Annotated in this window: 13 protein-coding genes; all 13 read left to right on the top strand. The window is 53.2% G+C overall.

Going from position 1 to position 12,312, the window contains the following annotated elements; all coding sequences use genetic code 11:
- Genes MYB54_RS05980 through MYB54_RS06040 form a run of 13 tightly spaced genes read left to right on the top strand, consistent with a single transcriptional unit; the run spans position 1 to position 12,311 of the window.
- On the top strand, positions 1-1,665 hold the full coding sequence (locus MYB54_RS05980; RefSeq protein ID WP_248721649.1) for a portal protein: 1,665 nt from the start codon (positions 1-3) through the stop codon (positions 1,663-1,665).
- Positions 1,662-1,961, top strand: a complete 300-nt coding sequence (locus MYB54_RS05985) for a Bbp19 family protein (protein WP_248721650.1) — start codon at positions 1,662-1,664, stop codon at positions 1,959-1,961. The genes MYB54_RS05980 and MYB54_RS05985 overlap by 4 nt, the downstream gene beginning before the upstream one ends.
- Entirely contained in the window at positions 1,958-2,647 is a 690-nt protein-coding gene (locus tag MYB54_RS05990; protein ID WP_248721651.1) for a hypothetical protein, read from the top strand. The genes MYB54_RS05985 and MYB54_RS05990 overlap by 4 nt, the downstream gene beginning before the upstream one ends.
- A 9-nt stretch (positions 2,648-2,656) precedes the next feature.
- Entirely contained in the window at positions 2,657-3,394 is a 738-nt protein-coding gene (locus MYB54_RS05995; RefSeq protein ID WP_248721652.1) for a peptidase, read from the top strand.
- Between the two features lie 11 nt (positions 3,395-3,405).
- Positions 3,406-4,389 carry a major capsid protein gene (locus MYB54_RS06000; RefSeq protein WP_248721653.1) on the top strand — a complete coding sequence of 328 codons (984 nt, stop codon included), beginning with the start codon at positions 3,406-3,408 and terminating at the stop codon, positions 4,387-4,389.
- Between the two features lie 52 nt (positions 4,390-4,441).
- The gene (locus MYB54_RS06005) at positions 4,442-4,879 is read left to right on the top strand and encodes a Bbp16 family capsid cement protein (RefSeq protein WP_225182161.1); all 438 of its coding nucleotides are present in this window, start codon (positions 4,442-4,444) and stop codon (positions 4,877-4,879) included.
- Between the two features lie 10 nt (positions 4,880-4,889).
- Positions 4,890-5,234, top strand: coding sequence for a hypothetical protein (locus tag MYB54_RS06010; protein ID WP_248721654.1), 345 nt, complete (start codon positions 4,890-4,892; stop codon positions 5,232-5,234).
- A gap of 49 nt (positions 5,235-5,283) precedes the next feature.
- Complete coding sequence (gene gp10, locus MYB54_RS06015) at positions 5,284-5,601, top strand: capsid staple protein (protein WP_248721655.1); 318 nt, start codon at positions 5,284-5,286, stop codon at positions 5,599-5,601.
- The gene (locus MYB54_RS06020; protein WP_225182164.1) at positions 5,602-6,207 is read left to right on the top strand and encodes a phage connector family protein; all 606 of its coding nucleotides are present in this window, start codon (positions 5,602-5,604) and stop codon (positions 6,205-6,207) included.
- Positions 6,207-8,678 carry a phage tail protein gene (locus MYB54_RS06025; protein ID WP_248721656.1) on the top strand — a complete coding sequence of 824 codons (2,472 nt, stop codon included), beginning with the start codon at positions 6,207-6,209 and terminating at the stop codon, positions 8,676-8,678. Before MYB54_RS06020 ends, MYB54_RS06025 begins: the two co-directional genes overlap by 1 nt.
- The gene (locus MYB54_RS06030) at positions 8,678-9,154 is read left to right on the top strand and encodes a hypothetical protein (protein ID WP_225182166.1); all 477 of its coding nucleotides are present in this window, start codon (positions 8,678-8,680) and stop codon (positions 9,152-9,154) included. Before MYB54_RS06025 ends, MYB54_RS06030 begins: the two co-directional genes overlap by 1 nt.
- Positions 9,142-9,696 carry a hypothetical protein gene (locus MYB54_RS06035; RefSeq protein WP_225182167.1) on the top strand — a complete coding sequence of 185 codons (555 nt, stop codon included), beginning with the start codon at positions 9,142-9,144 and terminating at the stop codon, positions 9,694-9,696. The genes MYB54_RS06030 and MYB54_RS06035 overlap by 13 nt, the downstream gene beginning before the upstream one ends.
- Positions 9,697-9,698: 2 nt before the next feature.
- A complete protein-coding gene (locus MYB54_RS06040) occupies positions 9,699-12,311 on the top strand; it encodes a transglycosylase SLT domain-containing protein (protein ID WP_248721657.1) in 2,613 nt (870 codons plus the stop codon).
- Position 12,312: the final 1 nt, after the last annotated feature.

Consider the following 12,312-nt stretch of genomic DNA (forward strand, 5'->3'; position numbering starts at 1 on the left):
ATGGCTGACGAGAGCTTGCGTGAAAAGCTGGGTAAACAACTGGCGCAATTGAAGAATGACCGCCAGTCTTTCGAGTCGCACTGGCGCGATCTGTCCGACTATATCAATCCGCGCACAAGCCGCTTCCTCGTCACCGACGCAAACCGCAACGAGCGCCGCAATACCCGCATTATCGACCCTACTGCAACGATGGCAGAGCGCGTGCTGGCATCCGGCATGATGAGCGGTATCACATCACCGGCGCGACCGTGGTTTCGCCTAGCTACGCCTGACCCTGACATGATGACTTATGGCCCGGTCAAGCAGTGGTGCGAGATTGTCCAGAACAGCATGTACAGCATGTTCAACAAGTCTAACTTGTACCAGTCTCTGCCCGTTATTTACTCGCAGCTTGGCACATACGCCACGGCTGCTATCGCTGTTCTCGAAGATGACGAAAGCGTAATCCGCACTCGCCCCTTCCCGATCGGCAGCTACTACCTCGCTAACTCCGATCGCGGAGTGGTTGATACCTTCTTTCGTGAATTCCGCATGACTGTGCGCCAGCTTGTCATGGAATTCGGGCTGGATAACGTCAGCTTTCAAGTGAAAGGGATGTGGAGTAATGGCTCATACGAGCAGTGGGTTGATGTCACACAAGCTGTTTACCCGAACCTGAACCGCGATACCGGGCGCATGGACAGCAAGAATAAGCGCTATTCATCGGTCTATTTCGAGGCGGCTGGCGAAAACAACAAAGTGCTGCGAGAGTCTGGCTATGATGAGTTTCCCATTCTTGCTATGCGCTGGGATGTGAACGGCGAGGATGTTTACGGCTCATCTTGCCCAGGCATGATGGCGCTTGGCTCTGTTAAAGCACTGCAACTGATGCAGAAGCGCAAAGGGCAACTGCTGGACAAGCAGACAAACCCTGCGCTGGTCGGGCCGTCAACGCTGAAAAACCAGCGTGTTTCGATGCTTCCCGGAGATATCACCTACGTCGATCAGATGACTCAACAGGATGGCCTACGTCCCGTTTATCAAGTGCAACCTGACTACAACGGCCTGCTGGCTGACATTCAAGATGTGCGCGCAAGTATCGACAGCGCGTATTTCAAAGACCTTTTCATGATGCTGCAAACCATCAATACGCGCTCAATGCCAGTTGAAGCCGTCAACGAGTTGCGTGAAGAGAAATTGCTGATGCTTGGTCCTGTGCTTGAGCGCCTGGACGATGAAGGTTTAGACCCGCTGATTGACCGAGCTTTCGCAATCATGGTTCGCAAGAACATGATCCCGCCGCCGCCTGATGTGATGCAAGGAATGCCGCTGAAAGTCGAATACATCAGCGTCATGGCGCAGGCTCAGAAATCTATCGGCGTTGCCAGCATTGAGCGCTTCGTTGGCTTTGTTGGCAACGTGGCCGCCGCCGATCCGTCAGCACTCGACAAGTTGAACATCGATAAAGCTATCGATTCCTACGCTGACATGATCGGCGTATCTCCGACCATCGTTGTTTCTGATGACGAAGTGCAAGCCGTGCGTGAGCAGCGCGCCCAGCAGCAACAACAGCAGCAAGCTATGGAAATGGGTATGGCGGCAGCACAGGGCGCTAAGACCCTCAGCGAAACGCAGACCGCAGACCCTAGCGCGTTATCTGCCATTGTCGGAGGGATGCAACAGTGAACGATGAAGAATTGAGAGCGGAAGAACTCCGCAAAGCCGCAGAGCTGCGCGAACAGCAAGCCGAGGCGGATATCTATCACGTCATGTCCAGCAAGCAGGGCCGCCGTATCGTATGGTCGCAACTGACGCTGTGCCACGTCTTTTCATCAACTTTCTCCACCGATCCCCACGTAACAGCATTCAACGAGGGAAATCGCAACGCTGGTTTGCGCCTGTTCAGTATGGTTATGAGCGCATGCCCTGATCTCTATCTCACGATGGCTAACGAGGCCAAGGAAGAGGAGGTAAGCAAGTGATCGAAGCTATTCGATATTTCCATGCGTCCAGCCTAGGCGAGTTAGAACAAATGATGCCTGCATTAATCGCTGCCGGGTGGCAGCCATTTGATCAGGTTGTTATCGAGCGCTCCGCTGATGGCTGGGACTTCACTCAGGTTATGACAAAGGGCGCGGCCAATTCGCTGCCGGCTAATCAGGTCATCATTGCCAACGGCAACACCTCGCAACTTTATGCCGCTGACGGCACTGCGTCACAAGGCGTAACGGTCAACGCGGTGATCGTGAACGGTGTGCTGCTGCGCCAGCAATTGCCTGCATCAGTAACGACGATTTCTAACGGCGACACTGTATCCGTGCGTAATAGCGCAGGTGCAAATGCTAAATCAGGTACCGCCGTTGTCTCTTCTTCCGGCTCATTGACCGGCATCAACCTGCCAGCAACCACTGCAATGATCGATAACTCAGCAGCGGTAACCGTGCAGAACTCAGCGGGCACCGCCATAGCTGGAACGCATGCCGCTACAGTGGCAGCGGGGGCTATTTCAAACATCAAGCTGGCTGCAAACATCGCACCGATAGCCAACGGCACCGTGCTTTCCAGCCTGCCAGTAACCAATAACGCAATTCTTGCGATTGGCACCGTTAACCGCTCTGTGACCATTACCGTAGCCAACGGGGTGATCACCGGCATAACCGTAGTTTAAGGGTGAATCATGGGTAACTCATTATTCCGCAAATTGTTTGGTGGTGTTCTGCTGGCTGAGGCTGGAGAAGGTGAAGTCGCTGGCGGCGCTGGCACGGAAAGCGCTGTTGGTGGCGAACAACAGCAGGCAGCGGCCACCGGAACAGAATCAGGCAAAGACACTGATCTCGGAGCTGGAGAAAGTGACGATAAAGGAACCGGCACCGAAAAAACCGAAGCAGAGCTGGCAGCCGAGAAGGAGGCCGCAGAAAAAGCAGAGAAGGAAAAGAAGCCGGAACAGGGCGCACCAGAGAAGTACGAATTTACGGCGGCAGAGGGGCAAACTCTCGACGCTGACGCGCTGGCGGTATTTGAACCTCTGGCAAAGGAGCTTGGCTTGTCGCAGGAGAATGCGCAAAAAGTCGTTGACGCTTACGCCAGCAAGATCCTCCCGCAAATCCAGCAGCAGCAATTAGCCAACTGGCAAAAAACTGTCGAGGGCTGGGCTGAAACAGTCAAGGCCGACAAAGAGATCGGCGGCGACAAGCTGACGGCAAACATCGGCAAAGCACAGCAGGCCATGATGCAGTTCGGCGGCGATGAGTTGAAACAGGCTCTGGAAGAAACCGGGCTCGGCAATCATCCGGCGCTGGTGAAGGCGTTCGTAAAAATCGGGCATGCAATGTCCGAAGACAAAATGCTGGGCGGTGGAAGTGATGGTGAGCAGCTTAGCGCGGCTCAAGTTCTGTATGGCAATGGCAAAAAGTGAGGTAACACACTATGGCAGTTAAAGGCTTAACCGCGCTGACCTTGGTAGATTGGGGTAAGCGCGTAGATCCGAATGGCAAGATCGATAAAATCATCGAACTGCTTGCCCAAACCAACCCGATCTTGCAAGACATGCTTATTGTTGAAGGCAACTTGCCTACCGGCCACCGCACTACCGTTCGTTCTGGTTTACCGGCGGCGACCTGGCGATTGCTGAACTACGGCGTGCAGCCCAGCAAGTCAACCACTGTCCAAATCACTGATGCTATCGGCATGCTGGAAGCCTATGCGGAAGTCGATAAATCACTGGCTGACCTGAACGGCAATACCGCTGAATTCCGTCTATCGGAAGATCGCGCGTTCATTGAAGCGATGAACCAGCAGATGGCGCAAACGTTGTTCTATGGCGACACCACCATCAACCCTGAGCGATTCATGGGGTTGTCTTCTCGCTATTCGAGCAAATCGGCAGGTAACGGTCAGAACATTATCGATGCCGGTGCCACCGGCACAGATAACACCTCTATCTGGCTAATCGTGTGGGGTGAAAACACCTGTCACGGTATCTTCCCGAAAGGACAAAAGGCCGGTTTGCAGTTCGAAGATAAGGGGCAGGAAACACTTACCGATGCGAATGGCGGCAAGTATGAAGGCTATCGCACTCACTACAAGTGGGACAATGGACTGACTCTCCGTGACTGGCGCTATGTCGTGCGTATCGCAAACATTGACGTGAGCGACCTCGGAACTGTAAGTGCTGCCAACATCGTTACGCAGATGGTGAAAGCCCTGCACCGTATCCCGAACCGTGGCATGGGTAAACCCGTGTTCTACATGAATCGCACCGTGGCGCAAGCACTCGATCTGCAATCTCTGGATAAGACCTCCCTGGCCCTGTCAGTGAAAGAGACTGAGGGTGAATGGTGGACTGCGTTCCGTGGCATTCCGATCCGTGAAACTGACGCAATTCTGGAAACAGAAGCGCGCGTGGTTTAACGCCTGTCATTAACCTATGGGCCTTAATCGGCCCATAAATGGAGAAAGAATTATGATCCTCGATAAGTTATTGATGTTCTCCGAGGCGCAAGCAATCACGGCGTCAACTGTTTCAACTGACATTATCGATCTTGGCCCGATTGACGGAAACCGCCGAGATATTGGTGTGGGTGAGCCGCTGGAATTTTTCGTTAACGTCAATACCACTGCCACGGCAGCAGGTGCGGCGACGGTCAATATCCAGTTGCAAACCAGTGCTGATAACTCGACGTGGGTAACCTTGTCCGATAGTGGCGCTCTGGCTCTATCCGCGCTGACGGTCGGGAAGCGTGTAGTGTCGCTAAAGGTTCCGCAGGGGGTTTTGCGTTATCTGCGTGTGAGCTATGCAGTTGCCACTGGCCCGCTTACTGCTGGCGCGTTCACTGCTGGTATCAATCTGGATGTGGATGCAAACAGCCACTATTCGATTCGTTCGAAGATCACGGGTTAAGGGGGGATAGATGTCAGAGAAAGCAAAATACCGCGTCCTGCGCTTGTCTCACATCCATAACAAGTTGTGGGAACCAGGCGAAGAGGTGGAATACGACGGCAAGCCGGGCAGTGCTCTTGAGCCGCTGAACGATGCCGCTATTGCTGCCAAGACTGCCGCCAATGTTCAGGTTTTGAATGCTGCTAGCGGTGGTGCTGGTCTGGAAGACAAGAAGCCAGGCGAAGAGGTGGATAGCGATCTGGCAGAGCTTCAGCGTCAGTATGAAGAGCTGTTCAATAAGAAACCTCACCCGGCGTCAAAGGCTGACACACTCCGCGAGAAGATCGCAGAGGAACGCATCCGCCTCGGCGTATAACCGAAAGCAATAAGGGGCTTCGGCCCCTTTCTTCTATGAGAGCGTCATTATGAAAATGGTTAATCTCAAGCAAGGCACCGACACCTACGAAAACAGCGACGGCGAAGTTAAAACCCGTGATGAATATCCGTGGGGGCTTCACATCACGCTCAATGATGACGTTATCAAGAAGTTGGGTATGACAGTGCCGAAGGTCGGTGATGAATTGATGGTAACCGCCAAGGCAAAGGTGCTATCGACCAGCACGCGCGAAGATGGTGACGAGAGCAAGAGCACAGTTGAGTTACAAATCACAGATATCGGCATTGGTTCAGAAGGTGAAAAGCCGTCTGCCGCAATGGTCTTGTATGGTAAAGAGGGCGAATAGATGGCCTCAGAAATCGAGATCTGCAATATTGCTCTAAGTCGCCTCGGTATCAGTCGCTCTATCAATTCACTGACGGAACAGAGCAAAGAGGCGGGGGCATGCAGCCTGCATTATGAACCGGCGCGCGATGCCGTACTGAGTGACTTCCCTTGGAGCTTTGCAACCAAGCGTGTGGCGCTGGCAGATCTCAATTCTGCACCATCTGATTGGCAATACGCCTACCGCTATCCGACTGACTGCATGCGCGTGATTGAGATCATGACGCCGGGAACGCGCACGCCTACGGCATGCCAGCGCATCGAATATGCAACCGGTTCAGATGCCGACGGTACCGGAAAACTGATCTACACCGACGAGCCTAACGCATGGCTGAAATATGTAGGGAAGGTGATAGACACCAACATGTTTGATGCAATATTCCGCGATGCTCTGGCGTGGCGAATGGCTGGTGAAATGGCGATGCAGTTAGGCGGGAATGCCAACCTCGGACAATTCGCTATGCAGATGTACGGCCAGGTGCTGATGAGTTCTGCATCTCGATCGATGGAAGAGAGCCAGGAGGCGCAGCCGCCTATAGATCCCTTCACCGCTGCGAGGCTGTCATAATGGCGAGCATAACCAACACATTCAGCCTGATTCAACCATCTTTTGCAGGCGGTGAAGTGTCGCCAACCCTTTACGGACGTATCGACATTGCCAAGTATGCCGTGTCGCTGCGCAAGTGCCGTAACTTCATTGTGCGGCAGTATGGTGGGGTGGAGAATCGCCCCGGCACCCGCTTCATTGCCGCGGCTAAATACGCTGATAAGAAGTGCCGCCTAATCCCGTTTCAGTTCAACATGGAGCAGACCTACGCCTTAGAATTTGGCGCTGGCTACATGCGAGTGTTCAAAGATGGCGGTCAGGTTCTTATCGCTGCTGGGCCTGATGCTGGTGATGTTTACGAGCTGGCCACGCCTTACGCCGAGGCTGATTTATTCCGCCTCAATTTTACGCAATCAGCAGACGTAATGACCATCTGCCACCCGTATTACCCGCCGATGGAATTGCAGCGCTACGATCATGACAATTGGCAGATCGTAGCGGTGGTGACCAAAAACGGCCCGTTTGAAGATATCAATGTAGACGAGGCCAAAACCGTTTACGCCAGCGCCGAAACTGGAACGATTACGCTGACGGCCAACACTGCATTATTCCAGGGTCAGCACGTCGGCAAGCTGTTCTATCTCCAGCAGCGCGCCATTGATTCCGTGGGCGTATGGGAGGTGAGCAAGACCATTGCCATTGATGATCGCTGCCGCGCCGGTGACAACTACTATCGCGCCAACACAGCAGGCACAACCGGATCGCTTCGACCGTCACACACCGAGGGCATGGAGTGGGATGGATTGGGGCCAACTTCCGGCGTGCAGTGGGAATACCTGCATTCAGGTTTTGGCATTGCTCGCATCACCGCCGTTGCTGCTGATGGCTTAAGCGCCACAGCGACAGTGATTTCACGTCTGCCGATCGATGCCGTAGATAGTGAAAATGCATCATACAAGTGGGCGCACTATGCCTGGAATACTACGCTGGGCTATCCCGGCACTGTGGTTTACTACCAGCAACGCCTGTTCTTTGCTGCGTCCACTGCGTACCCGCAGACCATATGGGCCAGCCGCACCGGTGATTACAAAGACTTCGGGCGCAATAACCCGATTCAGGACGATGACCGTATTTCTTTCACCTATGCAGGGCGTCAGGTTAACGAGATTCGCCACCTGATCGATATTGGTTCACTGATTGCCCTCACATCCGGCGGGCAGTTCAAGATAAACGGCAATGAAAACAGCGTGCTGACGCCGTCCACGTTCTCGTTTAGCTCTCAGGGTTCGGATGGATCCAGCACTGTGCCGCCGATCGCCGTAAGCAACATTGCGCTTTTCATCCAAGAGAAGGGTGCGCAGGTGCGCGATATCGCCTACTCGTTTGATGTTGACGGGTATCAGGGCAGCGATCTAACCATCATGGCGAACCACCTGTTTAACCGCCGCCAGATAGTCGATTGGGCGTTTACGCTGGTGCCGTACTCCTGCGCCTGGTGCTGCCGCGATGATGGCATGCTAATGACGATGACCTACCTGCGCGATCAGCAGGTCTATGCGTGGGCGCCACAGCCGAGTGATGGCCTGTTTGAATCTACGTGTAGCATCAGCGAGGGAACAGAGGACGCGGTTTACTTCGCTGTTCAGCGCACTATTGATGGTGTCACCCGGCGCTACATCGAGCGACTGGAAAGCCGCTACGATGATGTGGATGCATTCTTTGTCGATAGCGGTCTGAGCTACGACGGGCGCAACAAAGATAGCGCCGTGACTGTCACGTTATCCGGTGGCTCTGGTGATTGGGACTATCGCGAACCGGTGACCTTAACGATCTCAGGCGCGGCGTTCTTCACCGTCGATAATATCGATGACCAGATTCACATCCCTTATTTAGGAACTGATGGGGGTGAGGTTTTGCGTCTGGATATCACCGAGTTTACCGACGGCAATACGGTCACTGTAATGGCTAACCGTGATATCCCTGAATCACTGCGTAACACGCCTGTTTCTGGCTGGAGCATGGCAAAGGCGCGATTTTTTGGTATCGCCCACCTGGAAGGTAAAACGGTCAACATCCTGTCTGATGCGAATGTCGAGCCGCAGAAGGTGGTAACCGCTGGTGCCGTGACACTGGAGAAACCCGGCACAGTGGTGCATATCGGCCTGCCGATCAAGGCGGAGCTTGAAACGCTGGATTTGAATATTCAGGGTAGTGAAACCATCCTCGACAAGAAGAAACTGATCACGACGGCAAGCCTTATCGTCAGCGCCAGTCGCGGGATATGGGCGGGAACCTCTGGCGGCAAACTATACGAATATCCGCAACGTGAATTTGAGTTTTACGATGACCCGGTTGATAACGCTACCGGCGTTGTGAGCGTCAATCTTGATGCTACATGGGATAGAGGTTCGAGGATTGTAGTGCAGCAAACAGACCCGCTACCGTTATCGATACTGGCCATCATACCGCGCGTTACGGCAGGGGGTTTCTGATGGCGAGGGTTGAGATAATTCCCGCAGAAATAGAGCACGTACAGGCGCTATTACCGCATGTGCGCCAGGCTGACATTGATGAATTCTATGCCGCATCACTCAGTACACCTGAGCAGGTTCTAACGCAGGGCATCCGCGTTTCTACGCTCTCATGGTCAGCCATCTTTGATGATCAAGTTGTTGCCATATTCGGCATTGCTCCAGCGTCAATGCTGGGCGGTGACGGCGTTCCGTGGCTGGTTGGCGCTGACATGCTTGAGCGCTATCAGAAAACATTCCTGCGCCGCTGCCGTCCTTTTGTTTCCGCAATGCTGGATGTCTATCCGCACCTTGTGAATTACGTTGATGTGCGCAACGTGGCCGCGAAAGCCTGGTTGCACTGGCTGGGATTCACCCTGGAAGAACCAAAGCCGATCGGCGCGCTGAACTACCCGTTCCACCGCTTCACGATGGAGAAAAAACCATGTGCGATATAACAACCGCTCTCGTTGTTGGCTCTCTGGCTACGTCTGGAATCAGTGCATTCAGCGGCTATCAGTCTGGCAGAGAGAACGCGAAGGTAGCAGAACAAAACGCGGAACTGATGCGAACCGCGGCAAATGACACTATGAACCGTGGCAATGCTGATGCAGATCGAGTGCGTAATCGCTACCGCCAGATGGCGGGAACACAGGCGGCCACAATCGCCGCTGGCGGGGGTGATCTGTCTGCCGGCACATCTCTGGACATCCTCGGTGATACGGCGGCAACGGGTGAACTTGATGCTATGACCACGCTGAATAACGCAGATCGTGAAGCATATGGTTACAGAATGCAGGCGGCAAACTATGACGCTCAGGCTCAGCAGTCGAGAAAGCAGGGGGCTATGGGGGCATTCACCACGCTGCTTACTGCGCCGTTGCAGGCGTATGGGGCATATCAATTGGCGGGTGGCGGCGGAGCGGTCGGTAATTTATTTAAGACCAATAGCGCATTCACGTCTGTTTCTGGAAACATTAACTCGTTCTATGGTGGTTGACCATGCCTACAGTACCGGTAGTTCGCGGGCCAGAGGTTAGCAGTCGTGGCATCCATGCTGCGACCAATTCCTTACAATTCACGCCGAATGATTTCGGCGCTGGTGTTGCTCAGGCCGGGCAGCAGGCTATTAATGTTTTTGCGGAGGCAAAAGGAAAGGCAGATTTGGCACTGGCGCAGGACGCTTTATTGCAGTTTCAGGCTGGTGCTGATGACCAGTATGCCAAGTTGCAAAAATTGCAGGGTAAAAACGCCATAGGGCAGGGGGAAGCGACGGTAGGTAATATCCGCTCAATAGGTGAAGAGTTGGCGGCGACACTACCAGAGGGCCGGTCACGGGAAACCTTTATTCGTCAGTCTGCTGATCTTGGTTTGCAATACCGCCGCCAGGCTATCGGTTACGAAACAGGGCAGATTCGGGCTTTTGAGGATAGTCGGCAGCAGGGGTTATTAAACGGCTGGCAAAATCAGATCGCCAGCACTCCTCAGATGTTCTCTACTCTGGCGCCACTGGCTCGCCAAAGTATCATTATGTACGGCGCATCACGCGGACAAAGTGACGAGGAAATCAACGCCAATTGGTTGAAATGGCAACGTTCCTCTGCTGATGATGCATTTAATACCCGGTATGCCTCCATTTATCAGGGAATGATGGGGCCAAACGGCAAGATTCAGGTTACAGATACGCCAAGCGAAGCGCAGATATTTTCCGCGATGATTAGGCAGGAAAGCGGCGGCAATCAGTTTGCGAAAGACGGAAGCCCCCTCACATCATCAAAAGGCGCAGTTGGTGTGGCTCAGGTGATGGAATCTACCGGGCCAGAGGCGGCGCGATTAGCTGGTGTGCCGTGGGATCGTGATCGCTGGCTAAATGACCCTCAATATAACGCACAAATCGGTCAGGCTTACTTCGGCGCACAGATGAAAAAATATAATAATCCTGTGTTGGCTGTTGCTGCTTACAACGCTGGCCCTGGCGCTGTTGATGGGTGGCTTAAGCAGATTGGCGATCCTCGCACTGGACAGATATCAAACGCGCAGTTCGCCGCCAGCATTCCCTTTGATGAAACACGGAACTATGTCGCTAATGTTGTTGGATCTGCTGGGGCAATACCCGAAGAGGCGACCATGAGTAATCTCAACAGCCAGCCGTTTTTCAGCGCGATGAGTCCAACTGGTAAAGCTCAGGCCATGAGTAAGATCGCTGGTCTTTATGACATGCAAGCCAGTGCTGGGCGTGTTGCACTGCAAAGCAAGATGCAGGATGACATGGCTAGCCTTGAAGCGGGTAACACAGTAACGCCTGTGACTGATAAGGAGTGGTTAGCAGTAATGCCATTGATGGCGAGCCCGGCAGAACGCATGCAACTGGAAAAAACATTCCAGCAATACCAGCAGGCTATGACATTACAGCCTGTCTACCAAGCCATTATGCAAGGTACTCCGCAGCAGGGCTCGGCAGCTGTTCAGGCTATTGATCCAAAAGAATCTGACCCAGACTTTAAATTTAAAAAAGGGTTATATGCCACAGCGCAAACCAAACTAAACCAAACGCTCAAGGCGCGCGAAGATGACCCCGGAACCTGGTTGCAAAAATACTCTCCAGTCGCGCAGTCAGCATTTCAGGCATACCAAAGCAATCAGGTGTCAGGTGAATATTTAGTTTCTAGACTGGAGGCGGAAAAATCCCGATTGGGGATAAAGAGTAAGAAGGTGATACCTGATGCGATGGTGAGCAATATTCTTACTCAGATTGACAATAACAAAGAATCAAGCGTTACCGCTATTCAGTCTATCGGCCAGCAGTTCGGCAAGTATTCCGATCAGGTCATGATGCAGGTGCAGAAAAATGCCTATCCTGAATTGCAGGTCATCATGGCGACCGAAAACCCGCGCGCTGCTAATGCGTTGTGGCAGAACCGTAGCGTTAAAACGCCAGATTTGCGCGGAAGCTTTGAGAAGCCGGAGGCGGATAAGGCTGATTCGTCATGGAATGACCAGGCAAAAGATTTTGCTGGCACAATGGTTGTGCAGCCTGGTGGCACTGCTGTGTGGGGAAACTTTAACGATCAGGGTAAACGCCTTACCTACATCAACATGCAACGTGGAATGTCAGCATCCGATGCTGCAAAGCAAGCCTATCAAGACATCCTCGGCTCTCAATATCAAACTAATGGCACTTGGCGCGTCCCGACACGCCTTGCTCTTGATGTGCGTGACGTTGCTGATGGCGCTAGCCAATACCTCAAGACGCTGACAGGCAATCAGGTCATGCCGCTGATTGGCGATCCTCGACTGCCTGAATCTGTTAATCGTGAGCAGAGTATTTCACGAATCAAGGATAAGGCGCAGTGGGTGACAAATAGTGATGAAACCGGGCTTACACTGATGATGAATGGCTTGCTGGTTAATGGTGCTGATGGCGGGCCAATTACTGTCACATTCCCTGACCTGGTTAAACTCGGATCAGCAAACCGATCATCATGGAATAGCGTTACTAAATTCTTCGGTACGCCGACGCAGTACACGCCGGGGCAGTCGCAGGGATATTCCGCTGAAAGCCAGCGTGATCGACTGGTAGACATTATCCAGAGCGGCCAGCAGACGGGAAGGTAAT

The organism is Pectobacterium nicotianae (assembly GCF_023272715.1).
In the GTDB taxonomy this organism is placed as follows: domain Bacteria; phylum Pseudomonadota; class Gammaproteobacteria; order Enterobacterales; family Enterobacteriaceae; genus Pectobacterium; species Pectobacterium brasiliense.

What these genes read in the sequence shown, in the direction of transcription:
- MYB54_RS05980 (WP_248721649.1), top strand. Translation starts at nt 1, where the DNA reads ATGGCTGACGAGAGCTTGCGTGAAAAGCTGGGTAAACAACTGGCGCAA.
- MYB54_RS05995 (WP_248721652.1), top strand. Translation starts at nt 2,657, where the DNA reads ATGGGTAACTCATTATTCCGCAAATTGTTTGGTGGTGTTCTGCTGGCT.
- MYB54_RS06000 (WP_248721653.1), top strand. Translation starts at nt 3,406, where the DNA reads ATGGCAGTTAAAGGCTTAACCGCGCTGACCTTGGTAGATTGGGGTAAG.
- MYB54_RS06005 (WP_225182161.1), top strand. Translation starts at nt 4,442, where the DNA reads ATGATCCTCGATAAGTTATTGATGTTCTCCGAGGCGCAAGCAATCACG.
- MYB54_RS06010 (WP_248721654.1), top strand. Translation starts at nt 4,890, where the DNA reads ATGTCAGAGAAAGCAAAATACCGCGTCCTGCGCTTGTCTCACATCCAT.
- gp10 (WP_248721655.1), top strand. Translation starts at nt 5,284, where the DNA reads ATGAAAATGGTTAATCTCAAGCAAGGCACCGACACCTACGAAAACAGC.
- MYB54_RS06020 (WP_225182164.1), top strand. Translation starts at nt 5,602, where the DNA reads ATGGCCTCAGAAATCGAGATCTGCAATATTGCTCTAAGTCGCCTCGGT.
- MYB54_RS06025 (WP_248721656.1), top strand. Translation starts at nt 6,207, where the DNA reads ATGGCGAGCATAACCAACACATTCAGCCTGATTCAACCATCTTTTGCA.
- MYB54_RS06030 (WP_225182166.1), top strand. Translation starts at nt 8,678, where the DNA reads ATGGCGAGGGTTGAGATAATTCCCGCAGAAATAGAGCACGTACAGGCG.
- MYB54_RS06035 (WP_225182167.1), top strand. Translation starts at nt 9,142, where the DNA reads ATGTGCGATATAACAACCGCTCTCGTTGTTGGCTCTCTGGCTACGTCT.
- MYB54_RS06040 (WP_248721657.1), top strand. Translation starts at nt 9,699, where the DNA reads ATGCCTACAGTACCGGTAGTTCGCGGGCCAGAGGTTAGCAGTCGTGGC.